A 22,182-nucleotide genomic window follows, 5' to 3' on the forward strand; every position below is an offset into this window, starting at 1 on the left:
AACTTCGTCGGCTACATGATTGAAGAGGCCGTGCGCCTCGGGTTCCGCCAGATCGTGCTGATTGGCCATCCCGGCAAGCTGATTAAAGTCGCCGCCGGGATCTTCCACACCCACAGCCATATCGCCGATGCGCGGATGGAAACCCTGGTCGCGCATCTGGCGCTGCTGGGCGCGCCGCTGGCGCTGCTGCAGCTGGTGAGCGAATGCGATACCACCGAAGCGGCGATGGAGCACATCGACGCGTACGGTTTTCAGCATATCTATCACCATCTTGCCGAACGCATCTGCCTGCGGGTGATGCAGATGCTGCGCTTTACCAAAACGCCGCCCGTCTGCGACGCCATCATGTTCTCCTTTGATAACAAGGTGCTCGGCAGCAATCGCCCGGTCGAAGAGATTGCGCGGGAGATGTCATGTTAACGGTGGTCGGCATGGGCCCGTCAGGCCTGCATCTGATGACGCCGGCGGCGCGGGACGCGGTCGCCGGCGCGGATGCGCTGGTGGGCGGCAAGCGGCATTTACAGCAGTTCCCTGGGTTTGACGGCGAACGGTTTGCGCTGGGCGCCAATATTGCCGAACTGCTGGTATGGCTCGGCGAACGCGAAGCGCAGAAGGTGGTGGTGCTGGCCTCCGGCGACCCGCTGTTTTACGGCATCGGTACGCGGCTGATCGCCCACTTTGGCATCGAGCGCGTGCGCATTATCCCCGGCATCAGCGCGGTGCAGTATCTCTGCGCGAAGGCCGGTATCGATATGAACGATATCTGGCTGACCAGCAGCCACGGGCGGGACGTCTGTTTTGATGAGCTGGCTCGCCAGCGCAAGGTGGCGATGGTGACCGACGGGCGCTGCGGGCCGCGGGAAATCGCCGCCCAGCTGGCGGTGCGGGGTAAAGGGTATCGCTGGATGGTGATTGGCGAAAATCTGGCGATGGATAACGAGCGGATCCGCTGGCTACCGGTCAGTGAGGTCGACGGCGAATATGAGATGAACGCGGTGGTGATCCTCGATGAAAGATGAGCTTTTTCTGCGCGGCGAGAAGGTGCCGATGACCAAAGAGGCGGTTCGCGCGCTGGCGCTGGCCAAACTTGAGCTATACCGGGCAAGCCACCTGATTGATATCGGCGCCGGTACCGGCAGCGTGTCGATTGAGGCGGCGCTGCAGTACCCCTCGCTGCAGGTAACGGCGGTCGAACGCAATCCCGCGGCCCTGCAGCTGCTGGACGAAAACCGCCAGCATTTCGCCTGCGGCAACGTTGAGATCCTGCCCGGCGAAGCGCCGATGGTGATCACCGAGCGGGCCGACGCCATTTTTATGGGCGGCAGCGGCGGCCGCCTCGACGAACTGATTGACTGGTCGTGGCAGCAGCTCTACCCCGGCGGTCGTCTGGTGATGACCTTTATCCTGCAGGAGAACCTGAATGCCGCTCTCGACTATCTGCGGCTGAAGGGAGTCGAACAGGTTGATTGCCTGCAGCTGAACGTTTCATCGCTGACCGCGCTGGGCAGCGGCCACTATTTCAAACCGAATAATCCCGTTTTTGTTATCGCCTGTCAGAAGGAAGAAAACCATGGCTGAGACATTTGACCCCCGTTGTGTGTGGTTCGTTGGCGCAGGGCCGGGCGATCGTGAGCTGATTACCCTCAAGGGCTACCGCTTGCTCCAGCAGGCCCAGGTGGTGATCTACGCCGGGTCGCTGATAAACACCGCGCTGCTGGAGTACTGTCCGCCCGGCGCCGAGTGTCACGACAGCGCCGAACTGCATCTGGCGCAAATTCTCGACCTGATGGAAGCCGGCGTGAAAGCCGGGAAAACGGTGGTGCGTTTACAGACCGGGGACGTGTCGCTGTACGGCTCGATCCGCGAGCAGGGCGAAGAGCTGACCAAACGCGGCATCGACTGGCAGGTGGTGCCGGGCGTCAGCGCGTTTCTGGGGGCGGCGGCGGAGCTGGGGGTCGAATACACCGTCCCGGAAGTCTCCCAGAGCCTGATCATCACCCGCCTTGAAGGGCGTACGCCGGTGCCGGCGCGCGAGCAGCTTGAATCGTTTGCCAGCCACCAGACCTCGATGGCGATTTACCTTTCCGTACAGCGCATTCACCGGGTGGCGGAGCGCCTGATGGAAGGCGGCTACCCGGCAACCACGCCGGTGGCGGTGATCTACAAAGCGACCTGGCCGGAAAGCCAGACCGTACGCGGTACTCTGGCGGATATCGGCGACAAGGTGCGCGAGGCGGGGATCCGCAAAACGGCGCTCATTCTGGTCGGGAATTTCCTGGGCTCTGAGTATCACTACTCAAAACTCTACGCGGCGGACTTTAGCCATGAATACCGTAAAGCCTGAATCAATCGCGCTTTTCTGCCTGACCCCTGGCGGCGTTCGGCTGGCGAAACGGCTGGCGGCGATGCTGCCGTTAACCTGCTTTACCAGCGAGAAGCTGCTGGAGGAGGGGTTTCTCCCCTTTGAAAACGGTTTTGCCAGCGCCGCGCGCGAGGCCTTCAGCAGCTATTCGGCGCTGATTTTCATCGGCGCCACCGGGATCGCGGTACGCGTGCTGGCCCCGCTGGTCAATGATAAGTTCAGCGATCCGGCCGTGGTGGTGATCGACGAACGCGGCCAGCACGTCATTAGCCTGCTTTCCGGCCACGCGGGGGGCGCGAATGCCCTGAGCCGCTATCTGGCCGGGATGCTCGGCGCCGACCCGGTGATCACCACCGCCACCGACGTCAACGAGATGGCGGCGCTGGATACCCTGGCATTCCAGCTTAATGCCCGGATGAGCGACTTCCGCGCGGCGGTGAAAACCGTCAACCAGATGCTGGTCAGCCAGCAGCGCGTCGGTCTGTGGTGGGACGACGAACTGGATGAAGACGTGGGCCGCTGCGACCGGCGGGGATTTATCACCGTGACCGATCTGCACCAGCTTCCCGAGCTGGACGCGCTGGTCTGCGTCACGCTGCGCAACGAGCTGCCGGCCATCGCCGTGCCGCACTGGAAGCTGGTGCCGCAGCGGGTGGTCGCCGGAATTGGCTGTCGTCGCGATACGCCATTCCCGCTGTTAGCAGCGCTGCTGGCGCGCCAGCTTGAGGCGCAGCATCTGGATCCGCTGGCGCTGAAAGCCATCGGCAGCGTGACGCTGAAGAAGCACGAGCAGGGGCTGATTCAGCTGGCCTCCTGCTGTCGCGTACCGTTCGAAACCTTTCCCGCTGATGCGCTGCGCGAGCATGAGCACCACTTTCCCGCTTCATCGTTCGTCAGAAAAACCGTCGGCGTGGGGAGCGTATCCGGCCCGGCGGCCTGGCTGCTGAGCCATGGGCAACTGCTGGGCGAAACCCTGCGCGAACAGGGCGTCACTATCACTTTGGGAGTTTCACACTGATGTTAAGCGTAATCGGAATCGGCCCTGGCTCGCAGTCCATGATGACCATGGAGGCCATTGAAGCGCTGCAGGCGGCGGAAATTGTCGTTGGCTATAAGACCTACACGCACCTGGTGAAAGCCTTTACCGGCGATAAGCAGGTGATCAAAACCGGGATGTGCAAAGAGATTGAGCGCTGCCAGGCGGCGATTGAGCTGGCGCAGGCCGGGCATAACGTGGCGCTGATCAGCAGCGGCGATGCCGGTATTTACGGCATGGCCGGACTGGTGCTCGAACTGGTCAGCAAGCAGAAGCTGGATGTGGAAGTCCGCCTGATCCCGGGGATGACCGCCAGCATCGCCGCCGCCTCGCTGCTGGGCGCGCCGCTGATGCACGACTTCTGCCATATCAGCCTCAGCGACCTGCTGACCCCGTGGCCGGTGATTGAAAAACGCATTGTCGCCGCCGGTGAAGCCGACTTCGTGATCTGTTTTTACAACCCGCGCAGCCGCGGCCGCGAGGGCCATCTGGCGCGCGCCTTTGAGCTGCTGTCGGCCAGCAAAAGCGCGCAGACCCCGGTGGGGGTCGTGAAGTCCGCCGGACGTAAAAAACAGGAGAAATGGCTGACCACCCTGGGGGAGATGGATTTTGCTCCGGTCGATATGACCAGCCTGGTGATCGTTGGCAACAAAGCGACCTATATCCAGGATGGCCTGATGATCACCCCGCGAGGCTACGTGCTGTGAGCCACGGCGAGGTGCTGGTGATGGGCGGAACCAGCGACGCGCGGGCGCTGTGCCAGCAGCTTGATGCTGCGCAGGTTAAATACACCCTGTCGGTGGCAACGCCCACCGGCCAGCAGCTGGCGGGCGATATTGGCGGCCAGGTGCGCTGCGGGCGGCTTGAGCTGGAAGAGATGATCGCCTGGCTGAAGGCGAACCGAACCCGCTGGGTGATTGACGCTTCGCACCCCTACGCCGAAGCGGTGAGCCGTAATATCGTCCGGGCCTGCGAAACCGCCGGCGTGCTGCTGAGCCGCTATCAGCGCCCTGAACAGCTGAGCGGCCTGAGGCATCCGCTGCTCTATACCGTGGAGAGCGTTGAACAGGCCTGCGAGGTGGCGCGGCGCTTCGGCCAGCGCGTGCTGCTCACCACCGGAAGCAAAGATCTGGCGCGCTGGCGGGCGGGATTAGGCGAAAAAACGCTGCTGGCCCGGGTGTTGCCGGTCGCCGATGTCATCGCCCAGTGCGCCGGGCTGGGGTTCGGCGTTGGCGAGATCTTCGCCCTGTGCGGGCCGTTCAGCGCCGAGTTCAACGCCGCTTTTTACCGCCAGTGCCGGGCCGATGTGGTGATCACCAAGGCCTCCGGCGCCGAGGGCGGCTATCAGGAAAAAGTACAACCCTGTCTGGATGCCGGTATCCCCTGCATCGTGATTACGCGCCCGGCACCGCTGGTGACCGGTGAAGAGTTACTGGAAAGTCAGGCTGCCTTTGCCCGGCGCTTAGCGCGCTGGCTGGCCGCTGCTTAAGGAGTCAGAAATGAAAAAAGCGCTTCTGGTGGTCAGTTTTGGCACCAGCTATCCCGACACCTGTGAAAAGAACATCGTCGCCTGCGAGCGCGAGCTGGCGGCCAGCTGCCCGGACCGCGACACGTTTCGCGCCTTTACCTCCGGGATGATTATCCGCAAGCTCAAACAGCGCGACGGTATCGAGATTGATACGCCGCTGCAGGCGTTGCAGAAGCTGGCCGAGCAGGGCTATCAGGATGTGGCGATTCAGTCGCTGCACATTATCAACGGCGATGAGTATGAAAAGATCGTCCGCGAAGTGCAGAGCCTGCGCCCGCTGTTCCTCCGCCTGACGCTGGGGGCGCCGCTGCTGAGCAGCCATAACGATTACGTTCAGCTGATGCAGGCGCTGCGCCAGCAGATGCCGCCGCTTGCCGCCGATGAAACGGTGGTCTTTATGGGCCACGGCGCCAGCCATCACGCTTTCGCCGCCTACGCCTGCCTGGACCATATGATGACGGCGAAGGGATTTCCGGCGCGGGTCGGCGCGGTCGAAAGCTATCCGGAGGTCGATGTTCTTATCGACAGCCTGCGCCGGCAGGAGGTGAAGGGCGTGCATCTGATGCCGCTGATGCTGGTGGCCGGCGATCACGCCATTAACGATATGGCCTCGGACGAAGAGGACTCCTGGAAAACGCTGTTCAACGCCGCCGGTATCACGGCGACGCCGTGGCTGAACGGGCTGGGAGAGAATCCGGCGGTGCGCGCAATGTTCGTCGCTCACCTGCAGCAGGCGCTGAGCCTGGCGATGGAGGAGGCGGCATGAGCGGCAAACTGTATGCCCTGAGTACCGGCCCTGGCGCCGCCGACCTGATCACCGTGCGCGCGGCGCGGGTGCTGGGCAAGCTGGACATTCTCTACGCGCCCGCCGGACGTAAAGGCGGCGACAGCCTCGCGCTCTCCATCGTGCGGGAGTATATCGGCGAACGGACCGAAGTGCGCTGCTGCCATTTCCCGATGAGCGCCGACAGTGCGGAAAAAGAGGCGGTGTGGGACGAGGTCGCCGCCGCGCTGGTTGAGGAAGTGGCGGCGGGCAAGCAGGTCGGGTTTATTACCCTCGGCGACGCCATGCTGTTCAGCACCTGGGTGTTCTTACTCCAGCGCATCGGCAGCCCGGAGTGGCTGGAGATTGTACCCGGCGTCACCTCTTTCGCCGCCATTGCCGCGCGTTCAAAAACGCCGCTGGCCATGGAGCAGCAGTCGCTGGCGGTGATCTCCTGTACCGCGCCGGAAACGGAAATCGAACAGGCGCTGCGCCAGCATGAAAGCCTGGTGCTGATGAAAGTGTACGGGCGGTTTCCCCGCATCAAAGCGCTGCTGGCGAAAAACGGTCTGCTGGATGCCGCCCTGATGATGTCCGAAGCCACGCTGCCGGGCGAGCAGTGTTGGCGCCATCTCCGTGACCTCAGCGACGACCAGCCGCTGCCCTATTTCTCGACCATTCTGGTCAACAAACAGTGGGAGTATGCAGAATGAAACTTGAACAACAGCTAAAACAGCTGTCTTTCAGCGGGTTAGCTGCGGCGCTATTGCTGATAGTGGTACCCGAAAAGGCTTTCGCGATGCACATTATGGAGGGGTTTTTACCGCCGATGTGGGCCCTGGCATGGTGGCTGCTGTTTTTACCCTGCCTGTGGTACGGGCTGGTGCGCCTGCGCCGCATCGTGCAGGAAGATAACAACCAGAAGGTGCTGCTGGCGCTGTGCGGGGCGTTTATTTTTGTCCTCTCGGCGCTGAAAATTCCTTCCGTGACCGGTAGCTGTTCGCACCCGACCGGCGTCGGCCTGGCGGTGATTCTCTTCGGGCCTGGCGTGGTGGCGATCCTTGGCGCCATCGTGCTGCTGTTCCAGGCGCTGCTGCTGGCGCATGGCGGGTTGACGACGCTCGGCGCTAACGGGATGTCGATGGCGGTAATCGGGCCGGTGGTCGGCTATATGGTGTGGAAAATGGCCTGCCGCGCGGGCATTCGCCGCGATGTCGGGGTATTTCTCTGTGCGATGCTGGCGGATCTGGTGACCTACTTTGTCACCTCCGTACAGCTCGGCGTGGCCTTCCCGGATCCGACCGCCGGCGCGAGCGGATCGATCGTCAAGTTTATGGGGATCTTCTGCCTGACCCAGATCCCGATCGCCATTGCTGAAGGACTGTTAACCGTCATGATCTACGACCAGTTGACCAAACGTCAGCTGATTACCGCACAGGGGCATTAACATGAAAAAGACGCTGATATTGTTAGCCATGGTGGTGGCGCTGGTGATCCTGCCGTTCTTTGTCGATCACGGCGGCGAGTTTGGCGGTTCGGACGGCGAGGCGGAGAGCCAGATTCAGGTGGTCGCGCCGCATTATGAGCCGTGGTTCCAGCCGCTGTACGAACCGGCGAGTGGAGAAATTGAGAGCCTGCTGTTTACGCTCCAGGGATCCCTCGGCGCGGCGGTGATTTTCTATATTCTGGGCTACAGCAAAGGCAGACAGCGCCGTGATGACCGGGTTTGACCGACTCAGCTATCAGAGCCGCTGGTTTCACGTCGCGCCGCAGCGCAAGTTCCTGTTCTGGCTGCTGCTGATGGTGCTGGCCTTTACCCTGCCTCCGCTGGGGCAGGGTATCGAAATGGCGCTGATTGCCGCCTTAACCTGCTGGCTGCTGCGGGTCTCGCCGTGGCGCTGGTGCCGCTGGATGGCGCTGCCGTTTGGCTTCCTGCTGATCGGCGTGCTGACCATTCTGTTTAGCGTCAGCCGCAATCCGCAGGATCTGCTGGTGAGCCTGCCGCTGGGCAGCGTCTGGCTGGGCATCACGTCGGAGGGGCTGACGACCGCCAATCAGACCTTCTGGCGCAGCCTGGCGGCGCTGGCGTCCACCTTCTGGCTGGTGCTGAATCTGCCGTTCCCGCAGCTTATTGTGCTACTCAAGCGCGGGCGGGTGCCGCGGCTGCTGACCGAGCAAATCCTGCTAACCTGGCGCTTTATTTTTATTCTGTTAGACGAAGCGCTGGCGATTCATCGTGCGCAAACATTACGTTTTGGCTACCGTAGCGTGCCGAAGGGCTATCGTTCGCTGGCGATGCTGGTAGGGCTGCTGTTTACCCGGGTGATGATCCGCTACCAGCAGATGAGCACCACGCTGGATATCAAACTGTATCAGGGTGACTTTCACCTCTAAGGATAAGTATGCTTGCCACGACCGATCTCTGGTTTCGCTATCAGGACGAGCCGGTGCTGAAGGGGCTGACGCTGGATTTTTCCCATCACGCGGTGACCGGACTGGTGGGGGCGAACGGCTGCGGAAAATCCACGCTGTTTATGAACCTGAGCGGTCTGCTGCGCCCGCAGAGCGGGGCGGTGCTGTGGCAGGGAAAACCGCTGGACTACAGCAAGCGCGGCCTGCTGGCGCTGCGTCAGCAGGTGGCGACCGTTTTCCAGGACCCGGACCAGCAGATTTTCTATACCGATATCGACAGCGATATCGCCTTTAGCCTGCGTAACCTGGGGGTTGCGGAAGAGGAAATTGCCCGCCGGGTGGACGATGCCCTGACTCTCGTCGATGCCCAGGGGTTTCGTCACCAGCCGATTCAGTGCCTGAGCCACGGGCAGAAAAAGCGCGTGGCGATAGCCGGCGCGCTGGTGCTGCAGGCGCGCTATTTACTGCTCGACGAGCCGACGGCGGGTCTCGATCCTTCGGGACGCGCGCAGATGATCGACATCATTAAGCGTATTGCCGATCGGGGCAACCACGTGGCGATCTCCAGCCACGATATCGATCTGATCTATGAAATCAGCGATGCGGTTTACGTGTTACGCCGCGGCGAAGTGCTGGCGCACGGCGAACCCGGGGAGGTGTTTGCCCGCAGCGAACTGATGGTCCAGGCCGGGCTAACCCAGCCGTGGCTGGTGAAACTGCACGCGCAGCTCGGGCTGCCGCTGTGTAAAACCGAAGAAGAATTTTTTACGCGGATGCGAAGCAACGCGATGAAGGAGGCGTCATGACGCTGGCAATTATGTTACAGGGCACCGCTTCCGACGTCGGCAAAAGCGTGCTGGTCGCGGGGCTGTGCCGCATCTTTTATCAGGACGGGCAGCGCACCGCGCCGTTTAAATCGCAGAATATGGCGCTTAATTCCGGTATCACGCCGGATGGCAAAGAGATGGGCCGGGCGCAGATTTTCCAGGCCGAAGCGGCGGGCATTACCCCGGATGTGCGCATGAACCCGGTGCTGCTTAAGCCAACCAGCGACCGCAAAGCGCAGGTGGTGCTGATGGGCAAGGTGGCGACCGATATGGACGCGGTGAGCTATCACGAATACAAGCCGCGCCTGCGGGAACAGATCCTCGCGGTTTATCATAGCCTGGCCGCCGAACATGATGTGCTGGTGCTGGAAGGGGCGGGCAGTCCGGCGGAGATCAACCTGCGCGATCGCGACATCGTCAATATGGGCATGGCCGAGATGGCCCAGTGCCCGGTGATCCTCGTGGCGGATATCGATCGCGGCGGCGTCTTCGCCTCTATCTACGGCACGCTCGCGCTGCTGCACGATCGCGAGCGCGCGCGGGTCAAGGGCGTGATTATCAATAAATTTCGCGGCGACGTGGCGCTGCTGTATTCCGGGATCGAGCAGATAGAAGCGCTCACCGGCGTCCCGGTGCTCGGCGTCATGCCGTGGCTGGACGTCGATCTTGAAGATGAGGACGGCGTCGCGCTGCAAAAAGGCAAATATCTGCGCACCGACAGGCGCGATATTGAGATTGCCGTGATTCAGGTGCCGCACATTTCTAATTTTACCGATTTCAACGCGCTGGCGGCGCAGCCGGACGTCCGCGTCCGCTATGTTCGCCAGCCCCAGGAGCTGGCGGGCGTGGATATGATTATCCTGCCGGGCAGTAAAAATACGCTCGGCGACCTGGGCTGGCTGCGCGAGAGCGGCATGGCGCACGCGGTACTGCAGGCCCGGCGTCAGGGCGTACCGGTGCTGGGGATCTGCGGCGGCTACCAGATGCTCGGCGAAACCATAATCGATGAGGTGGAGTCGGGGCTTGGCACCCAGCCGGGGCTGGGGTTGCTCAATACCGTCACCCACTTTGCGCACAGCAAGACGACCACCCAGGTCACGGCAACTCTGGCGCCGGCGCTGCCGGCGTGGCTGGCGGCAACGGCGGGGCTGGCGGTAAGCGGCTACGAAATTCATATGGGCGAAACCGAGCTGCGCGACGGCTGCCGTTCTCTGATGCAACTACATAAAGGCGGCCAGAGCGTGGCGGACGGCGCGGTCAGCGATGACGGCCTGGCGTTTGGCACCTATCTGCACGGCCTGTTCGATAGCGATGCATTTACCCGCGCGCTGGTTAACGGCCTGCGCCAGCGTAAAGGGCTGGCGGCGCTGGATAGCGATTTCGAGTATGCGCAGTATAAATCTCGCCAGTTCGATCTGCTGGCGGACGCGATGCGCCAGCATATCGATATCGAAAAAATCTACGCCATCATGCGCCAACATCAGGAGCCCGTATGCTGACTTTAGTGACCGGCGGGGCGCGCAGCGGTAAAAGCCGCCATGCCGAAGCGCTGATCGCCCATGCGCCGCAGGTACTCTATATCGCCACCTCGCAGATCTTTGATGACGAGATGGCGGCGAGGATCCAGCACCACCGCGACGGCAGGCCCGCGCACTGGCGCACCGCCGAGCGCTGGCAGCAGCTTGATGAACTGATTAGCCCGGATATCGCCCCGGAGGAGGCGATTTTGCTGGAATGCATCACCACCATGGTAACCAACCTGCTGTTTGCGCTGGGGGGCGACAGCGCGCCGGACGACTGGGATTATGCGGCGATGGAGCGGGCGATCGACGCCGAAATCGCGGTACTGATTGCCGCCTGCCAGCGCTGCCCGGCCCGCGTGGTGCTGGTGACCAACGAAGTGGGGATGGGGATTGTGCCGGAAAACCGTCTGGCCCGCCATTTCCGCGATATCGCCGGACGCGTTAATCAGCGCCTGGCGGCGGCGGCGGACGAGGTGTGGCTGGTGGTGTCGGGCATTGGCGTAAAAATCAAATAGGCCAGGCGCGCCGTACCGGGCGTTATTCTTCCTGCTGGCTCTGCCATGAGCCAGCCAACATGACGAGAACCTCTATGCAAAGCTTAACCTCTCTACTGGGCGCGATCCCGGCGCCTGATGAAAGCGCGATGGCGCGCGCCCGGCTTCATATCGACGGCCTGCTGAAGCCGCCCGGAAGCCTTGGACGCCTTGAAGATCTTGCCGTACAGCTGGCGGGCATGCCCGGTCTTGACGGCGTGCCGCAGGTGAAAAAGAAGGCGCTGCTGGTGATGTGCGCCGACCACGGCGTGTGGGACGAAGGGGTCGCCATCTCGCCGAAAGCGGTGACCGCCATCCAGGCGGCGAATATGACGCTGGGTAAAACCGGCGTTTGCGTGCTGGCGGCGCAGGCGGGCGCGAAAATGCACGTGATTGATGTCGGGATCGATGCTGAGCTGATACCGGGCGTTATCAACATGCGCGTGGCGCGCGGCTGCGGCAATATCGCCGTCGGTCCGGCAATGCGCCGCGGCCAGGCGGAAGAGCTGCTGCTGGAGGTGATGCGCTATACCCGAGGGCTGGCGCAGGATGGCGTCACCCTGTTTGGCGTCGGGGAGCTCGGAATGGCCAATACCACCCCGGCGGCGGCGATTGTCAGCGTTCTGACCGGCAGCGATGCCCAGGAGGTGGTCGGGATTGGCGCTAATCTGCCGTTGGCGAAGGTCGCTAATAAAGTGGAAGTGGTGCGCCGGGCTATCGCCGTCAACCGGCCTGACCCGAACGATGGTCTCGACGTGCTGGCGAAAGTGGGCGGTTTTGATTTATTGGGGATGACGGGCGTGATGCTGGGCGCGGCCTCCTGCGGCCTGCCGGTGCTGCTCGATGGTTTCCTCTCCTACGCGGCGGCGCTGGCGGCGTGCCGAATTGCGCCGGAAGTGAAACCCTATCTGATCCCGTCCCACTATTCGGCGGAGAAGGGGGCGCGTACGGCGCTGATGCATCTCGAGCTGGAACCCTACCTGAACATGGGGATGCGCCTGGGCGAAGGCAGCGGCGCGGCGCTGGCGATGCCGATCGTGGAAGCGGCCTGCGCGATGTATCACGAGATGGGCATGCTGGCGGCGAGCAATATTGTGTTGCCGAAGGGCTGAGAAAGGGCCGGGGAGCGGCGCTGCGCCGTTCCCTGAATCACATGGAAGATTTTGCGCAGCGCAGAAACAAAAAAACACCCTTGAGGGTGTTTATGATGTTGGTTGCGGGGGCCGGATTTGAACCGACGACCTTCGGGTTATGAGCCCGACGAGCTACCAGGCTGCTCCACCCCGCGTCCGTGGAAGCGCACTATACTCCGCTAACGTTTTGATGCAACCCTTTTTGGCAGAAATCATCAATTTTGTAAAAAATGGTGCATATAGAATCACTTCCAGCCTATTTTTTGCGCAAAACTGCCTTTGCGGTGCCTAAGCGCATTTCATTAGCCCTGGGGGTTTGTTATCTTCATCACGCACCCGGGCTTAGCAGCATAAAGAAGAGATACCATGAAAGGACGTTGGGCAAAATACGCAGTAACAGGCGCAATGCTGGCAATGCTGGCCGCCTGTTCCTCAAAACCGACCGATCGCGGTCAGCAGTATAATGAAGGTAAACTCACCCAGCCGTTTTCACTGGTTAACCAGCCTGATGCGGTCGGCTCGCCGATCAACGCCGGCGATTTCTCCGAGCAGGTGAGACAGATTCGTAGCGCCTCTCCGCGCCTCTACACCAGCCAGAGCAACGTCTACAATGCGATTCAGGAGTGGCTGCGTTCCGGCGGCGACACCCGCACGCTGAGCCAGTTTGGTATCGACGCCTGGCAGATGCAGGGGACGGATAACTACGGTAACGTCCAGTTTACCGGCTACTACACGCCAGTGGTGCAGGCGCGCCATACTCGCCAGGGAGAGTTCCAGTACCCGATTTACCGGATGCCGCCGAAGCGCGGCAAGCTGCCGTCCCGCGCCAGCATCTACGCCGGGGCTCTGAGCGACAACTACATTCTGGCCTACAGCAACTCGCTGATGGATAACTTCATCATGGACGTGCAGGGCAGCGGCTACATTGACTTTGGCGACGGCTCGCCGCTGAACTTCTTCAGCTATGCCGGGAAAAACGGCTGGCCGTACTACAGCATCGGTAAAGTGCTGATCGACCGCGGCGAAGTGAAGCGCGAAGATATGTCGATGCAGGCGATCCGCGAATGGGGCGAAAAACATAGCGAGGCGGAAGTGCGCGAGCTGCTGGAGCAGAACCCATCGTTCGTCTTCTTTAAACCGCAGTCTTTTGCACCGGTGAAAGGCGCCAGCGCGGTGCCGCTGATTGGCCGCGCATCGGTGGCCTCCGACCGTTCCATTGTTCCTGCCGGCACTACGCTGCTGGCGGAGGTGCCGCTGCTGGATAATAACGGCAAGTTTAACGGCCAGTACGAGCTGCGTTTAATGGTGGCTCTCGATGTTGGCGGGGCGATTAAAGGCCAGCACTTCGATATTTACCAGGGCATTGGCCCGGATGCCGGGCATCGTGCCGGTTGGTATAACCACTACGGCCGCGTATGGGTACTGAAAAACGCCCCGGGCGCGGGCAACGTCTTTAGCGGCTAGTACGCCGGTTCTTTTCCCCGGTCGCGCTGCGCTTACCGGGGCTACGGCTGATTTTGTCGCCCGGGTAAGGCGCTTGCGCCGCGACCCGGGAATGTCCACTAATTCTGAGGTTTTATGTCTGTTGTAATCAGCGATGCCTGGCGCCAGCGTTTTGGCGGCACGGCGCGTTTATATGGTGAAAAGGCGCTGCAATGTTTTGCCGACGCGCACGTCTGCGTGGTCGGCATCGGCGGCGTAGGCTCATGGGCGGCGGAAGCGCTGGCGAGAACCGGAATTGGCGCGATTACCCTGATCGATATGGATGATGTCTGCGTGACCAACACCAATCGCCAGATCCACGCCCTTGGCGGCAACGTTGGCCTGGCGAAAGCCGAGGTGATGGCGGAACGTATTCGCCTGATCAACCCCGAGTGCCGGGTCACGGTGGTGGACGATTTTGTCACCCCGGAAAACGTCGCCGAGTATCTTGGCGTTGGCTTTAGCTACGTGATTGACGCCATCGACAGCGTGCGCCCGAAAGCGGCGCTAATCGCTTACTGTCGTCGCCATAAGGTTCCGCTGGTGACCACCGGCGGCGCGGGCGGGCAAATCGATCCGACGCAAATTCAGGTCGCCGATCTGGCGAAAACCATCCAGGATCCTCTGGCGGCAAAGCTGCGTGAGCGTTTGAAGAGCCAGTTTGGGGTGGTGAAGAACAGCAAAGGTAAGCTCGGCGTGGATTGCGTGTTTTCCACCGAAGCGCTGGTTTATCCGCAGGCGGACGGCAGCGTTTGTGCGATGAAAAGCACCGCTGAGGGGCCGAAGCGAATGGACTGCGCATCCGGCTTTGGCGCCGCGACGATGGTGACCGCGACCTTTGGTTTTGTCGCCGTCTCCCACGCGCTGAAGAAAATGCTGGCGAAGGCGGAGCGGCAGACGGCGTAAATTCCCGGGTCGCGGCGCAGGCGCCTTACCCGGGCTACAAAACTGCGCACCTGTCCGGGCGACAAAACCGCACGAACCCGTAGCCCGGGCAAGGCGCGCCAAGCGCCGCCCCCGGGATGCGCTTAAACCTCAATCTCGCGGGCGGCGGCGAGCACCGCTTCGCTCAGGGCGCTGAGCCCCTGACTGCGCGAGGCGCTCAGCTGGCCGCGCAGCCCCAGCGCATCAAATAGCGCCAGCGGATCCTGCGCCAGCAGCTCAGCGGCGCTTTTGCCTTCTATGGCGGTCAACAGCACCGCCAGCATGCCGCGCACGATGCGGCCTTCGCTATCGCCGAAGAAATGCAGCTTGCCCTCGGCGTCAACGACATGCCCCAGCCAGACGCGGTTTTCACAACCGGGAATCTCTTTGGCTTGCGCTTTCAGGTCGTCCGGCAGCGCGGGAAGCTGCTTACCCAGTAAAATCAGCTGGCGGTATTTATCTTCCCACTGGCTGAGCGGGGTAAAGGTCTGCCGTAGAGATGCCTCGGTGATGCGGGTACCAAAAGGGTGAGAAGTCGTCATTAATCCACCAGTATTTCCAGAGCGCGGTCCACGGCGTGCACCAGCGCGTAAACATCGTTTTGCGTGTTATAGGGCGCGAAGGAGGCCCGTAGCGTGCCGCTGACGCCAAGCGCCGCCAGCAGCGGCTGGGCGCAGTGCTGACCGGCGCGCAGCGCGATCCCCGACTCCGCCAGCAGCGTCACCATATCGCTATGGTGAACGCCGTCAAAATCAAACGCCAGCAGGCTGGCGTCCTGGCAGCGGAAGGAGCGGAATCCCGGACGTTTCGCCAGCTCCTCTTCCGCCAGCGTCGCCAGGCCGCGGCTCCAGTTTTCCGCCTGCGCGATGTCCGTCTCCTCCAGCCACTCCAGCGCCGCGCTCAGGCCGATCACCCCGGCGATATTGGGCGTTCCCGCCTCGAAGCGCCAGGGGGCGGGCTGGGTTTTGAAGCCATCGAAGGTGACGTCGGTAATCATTTTTCCGCCGCCGAGCCACGGCGACATCTCCGCCAGCCGTTCGCTTTTGCCATACAGCGCGCCGATGCCGGTCGGCCCGTAGAGCTTATGGCCTGAAAAAGCATAAAAGTCGATATCCAGCGCCTGGACGTCCGCCGGGAAATGCACCGCCCCCTGCGCGCCGTCGACCATCACCACCATCCCGGCAGCGCGGGCCTGGCGTATTGCCAGCGCCAGATCCGGACAGCCGCCGGTGACGTTGGACATCTGGCCAATCGCCAGCACCCGGCTGCGCGGCGTGATAAGCGCGCCAAGCGCCGCCACGTCCGGCAGGCGGTTGCCCGCCAGCGGCAGCTTCACCACCCGCGCGCCGGTTTGCCCGGCAACCATTAACCACGGCACCAGGTTGGCGTGATGCTCTGCTTCGCTGACGATAATCTCATCGCCGGGTTTCAGACGCGGGCGCACGTAGCTCTGCGCCACCATATTAATGGCTTCGGTGGTGCCGCGCGTCCAGACGATATCCTGGCCGGAAGGGGCGTTGAGCAGCGTCGCCACCCGTTCGCGCGCGTTTTCATAGCGTTCGGTTAGCTGACGGGCGGTGGCGAACTGGCTGCGGTGGACGTTACCGGCGCTAAGGCGATAGAACTGGTCGCTGGCCTCAATGACCGCCAGCGGTTTGAGGGTTGTCGCGGCGCTATCAAGATAGACGCCGGCGTCGGCCAGCGCCGGGAACTGGGCGCGAAATTGGACGGGGTTGAATGCGTTCATGAGATTCCTCGTATCGATAGCAGGATCGTCGCGCAAATCGGCGGGTGATACAAGGTTTCTGCTAACGACTGGAATTTTCTGAATATGGCTCCGGGTGGGTAAAAGATAGTTATGCTGAATAGTGTTGGGTTTGCGTTTTAACCTGGTACAGAACGAATCATAAACAGTATAAATAGTCGAAAGGAGAGAAAGATGAAAATGAATAAGACTGCCGCAATTATTTCTGCCTGTGTGCTGACCTTTGGCCTGAGCGCCTGCTCCTCCAACTACGTGATGCATACCAACGATGGGCGCACCATCGTGACCGACGGCAAACCGCAAACGGATAATGATACTGGCATGATTTCGTACAAAGATGCCTGGGGTAACAAGCAGCAGATCAACCGTTCTGACGTCAAACAGCTGGGCGAGCTGGATAACTGATTCAGGTATAGCAGGCAAAAAAAAAAGCACCGCGCAGTGCGGTGCTACATTAAATCACTATGGACAGACAGGGTAAATGTACAGGAAGTGAAAAGGGGTAGCTGAGCTACCATGGTCCGCAAACCCGGACCAATTGCAAACACAACAACACAACATCACAACCGTAAGCCAAAAGCTTGTTGGAACACGCATTCCAAAAAAAGCTCTTCGTTCCGGCTCAGGAAGTGCCGCCACTATAGGTATTTGCTGGTAGAAGCTCAACGGACAAATTATAATAGCTCAGATAAAAAAAACTAATAGGTTAACTGTTGTTTCCTGTTTGTTAAATTGCCTTAACATCTAAGCCAGAATAACTATGTCCAAGCGTTTGCCACCTCTGAATGCATTACGTGTTTTTGATGCAGCCGCCCGCCACCTTAGCTTCACTCGCGCCGCCGATGAGCTTTTTGTGACCCAGGCCGCAGTCAGCCACCAAATCAAGTCCCTGGAGGATTTCCTCGGCCTCAAGCTGTTCCGTCGACGCAATCGTTCTCTTCTTTTGACGGAGGAGGGGCAGAGCTATTTTCAGGATATCAAAGAGATTTTTTCGCAGCTCACCGAAGCGACCCGCAAGCTTCAGGCCCGAAGCGCAAAAGGGGCCTTAACCGTCAGTATGCTCCCCAGTTTTGCCATTCAGTGGCTGGTGCCAAGGCTCACAAGCTTTAACTCAGCTTATCCGGGAATCGACGTCAGGATCCAGGCCGTGGACCGTCAGGAGGATAAGCTGGCCGACGATGTCGACGTGGCGATTTTTTACGGCCGCGGCAACTGGCCGGGGCTGCGGGTGGAAAAGCTGTACGCCGAATATCTGCTCCCGGTGTGCTCACCGCTGTTGCTCACCGGCGATAAAGCGTTGAAAACGCCTGCCGATCTGGCGCAACATACCCTGTTGCACGATGCTTCCCGCCGCGACTGGCAAACTTATACCCGTCAGTTAGGTCTAAACCATATTAATGTTCAACAGGGACCTATATTTAGCCACAGCGCAATGGTGCTGCAGGCGGCAATCCATGGACAGGGGGTCGCGCTGGCCAACAATGTAATGGCGCAGTCCGAGATTGAGGCGGGCCGTTTGGTCTGCCCGTTTAATGATGTTCTGGTCAGTAAGAATGCGTTTTATCTCGTTTGTCATGACAGTCAGGCAGAACTGGGTAAAATAGCCGCCTTCCGCCAGTGGATTCTGGCAAAAGCGGCTAATGAACAAGAAAAATTTCGCTTTCGTTATGAACAATAAATCATCGTAGGGTAAACACATGACCAGCCGTTTTATGCTGATTTTCGCCGCGATAAGCGGTTTTATCTTTGTGGCTTTGGGCGCATTTGGCGCGCACGTTTTAAGTAAAACGATGGGCGTTGCGGAAATGGGCTGGATCCACACCGGCCTGCAGTATCAGGCTTTCCATACGCTGGCTATTTTTGGCCTGGCGGTGGCGATGCAGCGCCGCATCAGCATCTGGTTTTACTGGAGCAGCGTCTTTATGGCGCTCGGTACCGTTCTTTTTAGCGGCAGCCTCTACTGTCTGGCGCTATCGCATTTACGCCTGTGGGCGTTCGTTACGCCGGTTGGGGGCGTCTGCTTCCTCGCCGGTTGGATATTAATGTTAATTGGTGCAATTCGTCTGAAACGTAAGGGCGTTGTTCATGAATAAAGTTGTCCTCTATTGTCGCCCTGGGTTTGAGAAAGAGTGCGCAGCAGAAATTACCGATAAGGCCTCGCGCCTTGAGGTGTTTGGTTTTGCCCGGGTCAAAGACGACTCCGGCTATGTGATTTTTGAGTGCTACCAGGCCGAAGATGGCGAAAAGCTGGTGCGCGAACTGCCGTTCAGCTCGCTGGTGTTTGCCCGCCAGATGTTTGTGGTCGGCGAACTGCTGCGCGACCTGCCGCCGGAAGACCGGATTTCCCCGATCGTCGGTATGCTGCAGGGCGTGGTGGAGAAGGGCGGCGAGCTGCGCGTAGAGGTCGCCGATACCAACGAAAGCAAAGAGCTGATGAAGTTCTGCCGCAAGTTTACGGTACCGCTGCGCGCGGCGCTGCGCGAAGCGGGCGTGCTGACCAACTATGAAACGCCAAAGCGTCCGGTGGTCCACGTGTTCTTTATCGCGCCGGGCTGCTGCTACACCGGTTACTCGTTGTCTAACAACAACTCGCCGTTCTATATGGGCATTCCGCGCCTCAAGTTCCCGTCCGATGCGCCGAGCCGTTCGACCCTTAAGCTGGAAGAGGCGTTTCACGTCTTTATTCCGGCGGATGAGTGGGACGAGCGTCTGGCGAACGGTATGTACGCGGTGGATCTCGGCGCCTGTCCCGGCGGCTGGACCTATCAGCTGGTGAAACGCAACATGTGGGTCTCTTCGGTGGATAACGGTCCGATGGCGCAAAGCCTGATGGATACCGGCCAGGTGACCTGGCTGCGTGAAGATGGCTTCAAGTATCGCCCGACGCGCAGCAACATCTCGTGGATGGTGTGCGATATGGTGGAGAAGCCGGCGAAAGTGGCGGCGCTGATGGCGCAGTGGCTGGTCAACGGCTGGTGCCGCGAAACCATCTTTAACCTGAAGCTGCCGATGAAAAAACGCTACGAAGAGCTGTCGCGCAACCTGGCCTATATTCAGGAACAGCTTGACGAGCATGGTATCAACGCGCAAATCCAGGCGCGCCAGCTGTATCACGATCGCGAAGAGGTGACGGTTCACGTTCGTCGCCTGTGGGCTGCCGTCGGCGGACGTCGCGACGAACGCTAGTTTGATCTGTAGGCCGGATAGGGTGTTAAGCCGCTATCCGGCGCTGCCATAGCCGTTACGACTGCGACACGTCCGAAACAATATGCGTCACATCATCCAGATGGCCGATCCGCGCCTCTCCTGAGCGATTAAATTTGCTCTTATCAATCAGCAATAACGATTGCGACGCTCGCTTAAGCAGCAGGGATTTGAACTCGGCGTTCACCGTGTTTGAGTCCCAGAGCGCGCCCTCGCTGTCGATGCCCTCGCAGGAAAAAATGAACAGGTCGATCTCCAGTGCTTTGAGCTGTGGGATAAGCGACGCGCTGACGTAGCAGCCGTATTTTCGCTGGAGCGTACCGCCGGAGCAGGTGAGCTGAATATTCTCTCGCTTGCTGAGCTCCTGGCAAATCGGCTGGCTGTTGGTAAAGACGTGAAGGTTGATATCCGGCAGCTGGCGGGCCAGATACCAGCAGGTGGAACTGGCATCAAGGGCGATAACCATCCCCTCTTCTATCCACGCAAGCGCCTCGCGGGCGATGTCCGCTTTGTGCGCGTAGTGGCTTTTCAGACGGATATGAAAAGGGTCGCCGCTGTCACGGCTTTGCCGGTGAATGACTTTTGCCCGACCGTGGTTACGCAGCACTTTCCCCTGGGACTGGAGCTCGCTGAGATCGCGGCGAATGGTTTCTCTGCTGACGTTAAGCTGTAGCGATAAGGCTTCGGTGGTCAGGCTGTTATGGTTAATGAGCAGGTCTAGTATCGCTTGCTGTCGTGCCGCTTTCATTTTTCTCACCCTGGCGTTCGCTGAGCGCCCGCATCAGACGGGCGCTCCGGCATGAGATTACGGCGTTACTCCTTTTTTTAAAAGAATATTCCCGTACTTAGCGCGCTCACCTGTGATAACGATCGCAAAGGCTTTTTGCGCCCGCTCGTAGAAAGCAAAGCGGTCGATGCGGGCGATCTCCGGGCAGGGCGCGGGGCCGGAAAGCGCCTCGCGATAGCGCGTTTCTACCTGAGGGTCGAGGGCGTCGCCTTCCACGGCGGCCATCATCACCAGCGGCGGAGCGTAGCTGTCTAACTCAAACAGCGGAATAATCGCCTGCAACAGGTCGCTCACCCGCAGACCGTCGGCGCGAATGACCTGTGGCCCCATGCTGTGGGCCGGGAAGTGGGCATCGGAAAAAATAATCTCATCGCCATGCCCCATTTCCGCCAGCACTTTGAGGAGGTCCGGGGAAATCAACGGGGAAATCGTTTTTAGCATCTCATACTCCCTCAATCAGTTCGGGTTCGGTTTGCGGGTAAAAGTAACGATACCGATAGCTCACCTGCGCTCTGGCCTGCTCCGGGCTGCTGAATTCACCGACGCCATACCAGCCAAACATGGCGGCGCCGGCGACGGTGGTTTCGGCGTCATCGAGTACTTTAATGGGGATCTCCAGCCTGTTGGCTTTGATCTGATTCCACAGCGCGTTGCGGCTGCCGCCGCCGACCAGCAGCAGCTCGCGGGCTTTGAAGTGGCCGATTTGCTGCAGCGTTTGCAGATTGTGCGCCAGATGTTCGGCTAATCCTTCCAGCGCGGCGAGGTAGAAATGACCGCGGGTGGTATTCAGCGTGATGCCCTGCCAGCCCGCATTTGGGCTGGATAGCAGGTCGCACTGCATCTTCACCTTCTGAGCGCCGGCGGGGAGGGCGCGGGCCTCTTCAATCAACGTTTGCCACGGCGTTTCAGGCGTCCACAGCAGCTGGCGTATCCATTCCAGCACGCCGGAGGCCAGCCACTGCATGCCGGGGTTATAGCGTCCCGGCTGGCTATCCAGCTCGCAGGTGGATCCCGCGTAGTGGCTGAGTAGCGGCGTATTCACCTGAGCGCTGCGCACCATCAGGATTTCCCAGGTGCCGGAAGAGAGCACTGGTTCATCCTGCTCCGCACCCGCGCCAAACAGCGCGAACTGGGTGTCGTGCCCGGCGGAGATAACCGGAATGCCGACGGCTAAACCCAGCATTTCCGCGGCATCGCTCCGCAGCGCGCCAATCTGCTGGCCCGCTTCAACGAGCCGGGGAAACAGGCGGCGCGGCAATCCCGTCGCCTGCAGAATCTGCGCGCTGAAATCCCGCTGGTGGATATCCAGCATCTGGCTGGTGCCCGCCATGGTGATATCGGTCGTGAATTCCCCGGTCAGACGGTGGTTGAGAAGCGAGGAGATGAACAGCCAGGCGTGGGCCTGCTCCAGCAGCTGCGGGTGGTTCTCTTTCAGCCATATCAGCTTATACAGGGTATTGAAACCAAATGCGCCGACGCCGGAGATCTGCTGGAGCTGCTGCGCGGGCATAATGCGGCCTATATTGTCCATCACCGCCGCGGTACGCGGACATTTCCAGCTGATGACCGGATAGAGCAGCTTACCCTGTTTATCCACCAGCGCGCCGTCGACGCCGAAGGTGGTGACCGTGATGCCGCGAACCGTGCAGGATGAGAGCGCATCGCTAATCTGCCGGCAGCACTCGGCGAAGCGTTGCAGGATCGCCTCCAGCGACCACTGGTGCCAGGCGCTGTTCTCCACGGCGATATCGCTGGCGTTGGCCGTTGCGGCGCGGGCGATAATATTCCCCTGGCGGTCAACGGCAATCGCCCGTACGTTAGTGGCGCCGCAGTCGAGGACCAGGATGACTTCATTCTTCATAATCTCTCCCGAGACGTTGCCGGATGGCGGCGTAAACGCCTT

General features: G+C 60.5%; 27 protein-coding genes and 1 tRNA gene. 22 read left to right on the plus strand and 6 right to left on the minus strand.

Annotation, left to right across the window (positions count from 1 at the left end; genetic code table 11):
* The 16 genes from HMPREF1144_RS00005 to cobT all read left to right on the plus strand — a co-directional run.
* The coding region (locus HMPREF1144_RS00005; RefSeq protein WP_042926640.1) for a cobalt-precorrin-5B (C(1))-methyltransferase at positions 1-420 on the plus strand (420 nt) is incomplete at its 5' end.
* Positions 414-1,019, plus strand: a complete 606-nt coding sequence (locus HMPREF1144_RS00010; RefSeq protein ID WP_009651621.1) for a cobalt-precorrin-7 (C(5))-methyltransferase — start codon at positions 414-416, stop codon at positions 1,017-1,019. The genes HMPREF1144_RS00005 and HMPREF1144_RS00010, both read left to right, overlap by 7 nt.
* Positions 1,009-1,578, plus strand: a complete 570-nt coding sequence (locus HMPREF1144_RS00015) for a decarboxylating cobalt-precorrin-6B (C(15))-methyltransferase (RefSeq protein WP_004853728.1) — start codon at positions 1,009-1,011, stop codon at positions 1,576-1,578. Before HMPREF1144_RS00010 ends, HMPREF1144_RS00015 begins: the two co-directional genes overlap by 11 nt.
* Positions 1,571-2,344 carry a cobalt-precorrin-4 methyltransferase gene (locus HMPREF1144_RS00020; protein ID WP_042926641.1) on the plus strand — a complete coding sequence of 258 codons (774 nt, stop codon included), beginning with the start codon at positions 1,571-1,573 and terminating at the stop codon, positions 2,342-2,344. The genes HMPREF1144_RS00015 and HMPREF1144_RS00020 overlap by 8 nt, the downstream gene beginning before the upstream one ends.
* Entirely contained in the window at positions 2,325-3,380 is a 1,056-nt protein-coding gene (cbiG, locus tag HMPREF1144_RS00025) for a cobalt-precorrin 5A hydrolase (protein ID WP_004853724.1), read from the plus strand. Before HMPREF1144_RS00020 ends, cbiG begins: the two co-directional genes overlap by 20 nt.
* Positions 3,380-4,105, plus strand: a complete 726-nt coding sequence (locus tag HMPREF1144_RS00030; protein WP_004105101.1) for a precorrin-3B C(17)-methyltransferase — start codon at positions 3,380-3,382, stop codon at positions 4,103-4,105. Before cbiG ends, HMPREF1144_RS00030 begins: the two co-directional genes overlap by 1 nt.
* Complete coding sequence (locus HMPREF1144_RS00035; RefSeq protein ID WP_009651547.1) at positions 4,102-4,887, plus strand: cobalt-precorrin-6A reductase; 786 nt, start codon at positions 4,102-4,104, stop codon at positions 4,885-4,887. The genes HMPREF1144_RS00030 and HMPREF1144_RS00035 overlap by 4 nt, the downstream gene beginning before the upstream one ends.
* Positions 4,888-4,897: 10 nt before the next feature.
* Positions 4,898-5,692 carry a sirohydrochlorin cobaltochelatase gene (gene cbiK, locus HMPREF1144_RS00040; RefSeq protein WP_009651613.1) on the plus strand — a complete coding sequence of 265 codons (795 nt, stop codon included), beginning with the start codon at positions 4,898-4,900 and terminating at the stop codon, positions 5,690-5,692.
* Entirely contained in the window at positions 5,689-6,402 is a 714-nt protein-coding gene (locus tag HMPREF1144_RS00045) for a cobalt-factor II C(20)-methyltransferase (RefSeq protein ID WP_009651580.1), read from the plus strand. Before cbiK ends, HMPREF1144_RS00045 begins: the two co-directional genes overlap by 4 nt.
* Positions 6,399-7,136 (plus strand): cobalt ECF transporter S component CbiM, encoded by a 738-nt coding sequence (cbiM, locus tag HMPREF1144_RS00050; RefSeq protein WP_004853713.1) that lies wholly within the window; start codon positions 6,399-6,401, stop codon positions 7,134-7,136. The genes HMPREF1144_RS00045 and cbiM overlap by 4 nt, the downstream gene beginning before the upstream one ends.
* A 1-nt stretch (position 7,137) precedes the next feature.
* Complete coding sequence (locus HMPREF1144_RS00055; protein WP_004133685.1) at positions 7,138-7,419, plus strand: energy-coupling factor ABC transporter substrate-binding protein; 282 nt, start codon at positions 7,138-7,140, stop codon at positions 7,417-7,419.
* Positions 7,406-8,083: an energy-coupling factor ABC transporter transmembrane protein gene (locus HMPREF1144_RS00060; RefSeq protein WP_009651605.1), complete on the plus strand. Its 678-nt coding sequence runs from the start codon at positions 7,406-7,408 to the stop codon at positions 8,081-8,083. Before HMPREF1144_RS00055 ends, HMPREF1144_RS00060 begins: the two co-directional genes overlap by 14 nt.
* Positions 8,084-8,091: 8 nt before the next feature.
* Positions 8,092-8,907, plus strand: coding sequence for an energy-coupling factor ABC transporter ATP-binding protein (locus HMPREF1144_RS00065; protein ID WP_004853707.1), 816 nt, complete (start codon positions 8,092-8,094; stop codon positions 8,905-8,907).
* The gene (locus tag HMPREF1144_RS00070) at positions 8,904-10,427 is read left to right on the plus strand and encodes a cobyric acid synthase (protein WP_009651560.1); all 1,524 of its coding nucleotides are present in this window, start codon (positions 8,904-8,906) and stop codon (positions 10,425-10,427) included. The genes HMPREF1144_RS00065 and HMPREF1144_RS00070 overlap by 4 nt, the downstream gene beginning before the upstream one ends.
* Positions 10,421-10,966, plus strand: a complete 546-nt coding sequence (cobU, locus tag HMPREF1144_RS00075) for a bifunctional adenosylcobinamide kinase/adenosylcobinamide-phosphate guanylyltransferase (protein ID WP_009651629.1) — start codon at positions 10,421-10,423, stop codon at positions 10,964-10,966. The genes HMPREF1144_RS00070 and cobU overlap by 7 nt, the downstream gene beginning before the upstream one ends.
* 74 nt (positions 10,967-11,040) lie before the next feature.
* Complete coding sequence (cobT, locus tag HMPREF1144_RS00080) at positions 11,041-12,096, plus strand: nicotinate-nucleotide--dimethylbenzimidazole phosphoribosyltransferase (protein WP_004853701.1); 1,056 nt, start codon at positions 11,041-11,043, stop codon at positions 12,094-12,096.
* A gap of 99 nt (positions 12,097-12,195) precedes the next feature.
* Here the strand turns inward: cobT and HMPREF1144_RS00085 are convergent.
* Positions 12,196-12,272, minus strand: a tRNA-Met gene (locus HMPREF1144_RS00085).
* 211 nt (positions 12,273-12,483) lie between these two features.
* On the opposite strand from HMPREF1144_RS00085, the gene mltA reads away from it, so the two are divergent.
* Positions 12,484-13,581 carry a murein transglycosylase A gene (mltA, locus tag HMPREF1144_RS00090; RefSeq protein ID WP_004124438.1) on the plus strand — a complete coding sequence of 366 codons (1,098 nt, stop codon included), beginning with the start codon at positions 12,484-12,486 and terminating at the stop codon, positions 13,579-13,581.
* Positions 13,582-13,695: 114 nt separating this feature from the next.
* Positions 13,696-14,505, plus strand: a complete 810-nt coding sequence (gene tcdA, locus HMPREF1144_RS00095) for a tRNA cyclic N6-threonylcarbamoyladenosine(37) synthase TcdA (protein ID WP_009651598.1) — start codon at positions 13,696-13,698, stop codon at positions 14,503-14,505.
* A 122-nt stretch (positions 14,506-14,627) separates the two neighbouring features.
* Here the strand turns inward: tcdA and csdE are convergent, their stop codons facing one another.
* Together csdE and csdA are read right to left on the minus strand one after the other, a co-directional pair.
* Positions 14,628-15,065, minus strand: a complete 438-nt coding sequence (gene csdE / locus HMPREF1144_RS00100) for a cysteine desulfurase sulfur acceptor subunit CsdE (protein WP_009651553.1) — start codon at positions 15,063-15,065, stop codon at positions 14,628-14,630.
* The gene (csdA, locus tag HMPREF1144_RS00105; protein WP_009651570.1) at positions 15,065-16,270 is read right to left on the minus strand and encodes a cysteine desulfurase CsdA; all 1,206 of its coding nucleotides are present in this window, start codon (positions 16,268-16,270) and stop codon (positions 15,065-15,067) included. The genes csdE and csdA overlap by 1 nt, the downstream gene beginning before the upstream one ends.
* Positions 16,271-16,468: 198 nt before the next feature.
* Here csdA and HMPREF1144_RS00110 point away from each other — a divergent pair, with 198 nt between their 5' ends.
* From HMPREF1144_RS00110 to rlmM, 4 genes are all read left to right on the plus strand, one after another.
* Positions 16,469-16,693 carry a YgdI/YgdR family lipoprotein gene (locus HMPREF1144_RS00110; RefSeq protein ID WP_024274638.1) on the plus strand — a complete coding sequence of 75 codons (225 nt, stop codon included), beginning with the start codon at positions 16,469-16,471 and terminating at the stop codon, positions 16,691-16,693.
* A gap of 355 nt (positions 16,694-17,048) precedes the next feature.
* Positions 17,049-17,966: a glycine cleavage system transcriptional regulator GcvA gene (gene gcvA / locus HMPREF1144_RS00115; protein ID WP_004114967.1), complete on the plus strand. Its 918-nt coding sequence runs from the start codon at positions 17,049-17,051 to the stop codon at positions 17,964-17,966.
* A 19-nt stretch (positions 17,967-17,985) separates the two neighbouring features.
* Entirely contained in the window at positions 17,986-18,381 is a 396-nt protein-coding gene (locus tag HMPREF1144_RS00120; RefSeq protein ID WP_004853688.1) for a DUF423 domain-containing protein, read from the plus strand.
* Positions 18,374-19,474: a 23S rRNA (cytidine(2498)-2'-O)-methyltransferase RlmM gene (gene rlmM / locus HMPREF1144_RS00125; RefSeq protein ID WP_004124420.1), complete on the plus strand. Its 1,101-nt coding sequence runs from the start codon at positions 18,374-18,376 to the stop codon at positions 19,472-19,474. The genes HMPREF1144_RS00120 and rlmM overlap by 8 nt, the downstream gene beginning before the upstream one ends.
* Before the next feature lie 55 nt (positions 19,475-19,529).
* Here rlmM and fucR read toward each other — a convergent pair whose 3' ends face one another.
* Genes fucR through fucK form a run of 3 tightly spaced genes read right to left on the minus strand, consistent with a single transcriptional unit; the run spans position 19,530 to position 22,140 of the window.
* Positions 19,530-20,240, minus strand: a complete 711-nt coding sequence (gene fucR / locus HMPREF1144_RS00130) for an L-fucose operon activator (protein ID WP_004853684.1) — start codon at positions 20,238-20,240, stop codon at positions 19,530-19,532.
* Between the two features lie 57 nt (positions 20,241-20,297).
* On the minus strand, positions 20,298-20,720 hold the full coding sequence (gene fucU, locus HMPREF1144_RS00135) for an L-fucose mutarotase (RefSeq protein ID WP_004853682.1): 423 nt from the start codon (positions 20,718-20,720) through the stop codon (positions 20,298-20,300).
* A 1-nt stretch (position 20,721) separates the two neighbouring features.
* Complete coding sequence (gene fucK / locus HMPREF1144_RS00140) at positions 20,722-22,140, minus strand: L-fuculokinase (RefSeq protein ID WP_009651618.1); 1,419 nt, start codon at positions 22,138-22,140, stop codon at positions 20,722-20,724.
* Positions 22,141-22,182 lie beyond the last annotated feature (42 nt).

The sequence above is a fragment of the Klebsiella sp. OBRC7 genome (assembly GCF_000293135.1).
In the GTDB taxonomy this organism is placed as follows: Bacteria; Pseudomonadota; Gammaproteobacteria; order Enterobacterales; family Enterobacteriaceae; genus Klebsiella; species Klebsiella michiganensis.

Coding starts and splice junctions, on each gene's coding strand:
- HMPREF1144_RS00020 (WP_042926641.1), top strand. CDS start 1,571: ATGGCTGAGACATTTGACCCCCGTTGTGTGTGGTTCGTTGGCGCAGGG.
- HMPREF1144_RS00120 (WP_004853688.1), top strand. CDS start 17,986: ATGACCAGCCGTTTTATGCTGATTTTCGCCGCGATAAGCGGTTTTATC.
- HMPREF1144_RS00060 (WP_009651605.1), top strand. CDS start 7,406: ATGACCGGGTTTGACCGACTCAGCTATCAGAGCCGCTGGTTTCACGTC.
- rlmM (WP_004124420.1), top strand. CDS start 18,374: ATGAATAAAGTTGTCCTCTATTGTCGCCCTGGGTTTGAGAAAGAGTGC.
- csdE (WP_009651553.1), bottom strand. CDS start 15,065: ATGACGACTTCTCACCCTTTTGGTACCCGCATCACCGAGGCATCTCTA.
- cobT (WP_004853701.1), top strand. CDS start 11,041: ATGCAAAGCTTAACCTCTCTACTGGGCGCGATCCCGGCGCCTGATGAA.
- csdA (WP_009651570.1), bottom strand. CDS start 16,270: ATGAACGCATTCAACCCCGTCCAATTTCGCGCCCAGTTCCCGGCGCTG.
- HMPREF1144_RS00045 (WP_009651580.1), top strand. CDS start 5,689: ATGAGCGGCAAACTGTATGCCCTGAGTACCGGCCCTGGCGCCGCCGAC.
- mltA (WP_004124438.1), top strand. CDS start 12,484: ATGAAAGGACGTTGGGCAAAATACGCAGTAACAGGCGCAATGCTGGCA.
- fucU (WP_004853682.1), bottom strand. CDS start 20,720: ATGCTAAAAACGATTTCCCCGTTGATTTCCCCGGACCTCCTCAAAGTG.
- HMPREF1144_RS00030 (WP_004105101.1), top strand. CDS start 3,380: ATGTTAAGCGTAATCGGAATCGGCCCTGGCTCGCAGTCCATGATGACC.
- HMPREF1144_RS00010 (WP_009651621.1), top strand. CDS start 414: ATGTTAACGGTGGTCGGCATGGGCCCGTCAGGCCTGCATCTGATGACG.
- cbiG (WP_004853724.1), top strand. CDS start 2,325: ATGAATACCGTAAAGCCTGAATCAATCGCGCTTTTCTGCCTGACCCCT.
- cbiK (WP_009651613.1), top strand. CDS start 4,898: ATGAAAAAAGCGCTTCTGGTGGTCAGTTTTGGCACCAGCTATCCCGAC.
- cbiM (WP_004853713.1), top strand. CDS start 6,399: ATGAAACTTGAACAACAGCTAAAACAGCTGTCTTTCAGCGGGTTAGCT.
- HMPREF1144_RS00110 (WP_024274638.1), top strand. CDS start 16,469: ATGAATAAGACTGCCGCAATTATTTCTGCCTGTGTGCTGACCTTTGGC.
- gcvA (WP_004114967.1), top strand. CDS start 17,049: ATGTCCAAGCGTTTGCCACCTCTGAATGCATTACGTGTTTTTGATGCA.
- HMPREF1144_RS00055 (WP_004133685.1), top strand. CDS start 7,138: ATGAAAAAGACGCTGATATTGTTAGCCATGGTGGTGGCGCTGGTGATC.
- HMPREF1144_RS00065 (WP_004853707.1), top strand. CDS start 8,092: ATGCTTGCCACGACCGATCTCTGGTTTCGCTATCAGGACGAGCCGGTG.
- cobU (WP_009651629.1), top strand. CDS start 10,421: ATGCTGACTTTAGTGACCGGCGGGGCGCGCAGCGGTAAAAGCCGCCAT.
- HMPREF1144_RS00070 (WP_009651560.1), top strand. CDS start 8,904: ATGACGCTGGCAATTATGTTACAGGGCACCGCTTCCGACGTCGGCAAA.
- tcdA (WP_009651598.1), top strand. CDS start 13,696: ATGTCTGTTGTAATCAGCGATGCCTGGCGCCAGCGTTTTGGCGGCACG.
- fucR (WP_004853684.1), bottom strand. CDS start 20,240: ATGAAAGCGGCACGACAGCAAGCGATACTAGACCTGCTCATTAACCAT.
- fucK (WP_009651618.1), bottom strand. CDS start 22,140: ATGAAGAATGAAGTCATCCTGGTCCTCGACTGCGGCGCCACTAACGTA.
- HMPREF1144_RS00015 (WP_004853728.1), top strand. CDS start 1,009: ATGAAAGATGAGCTTTTTCTGCGCGGCGAGAAGGTGCCGATGACCAAA.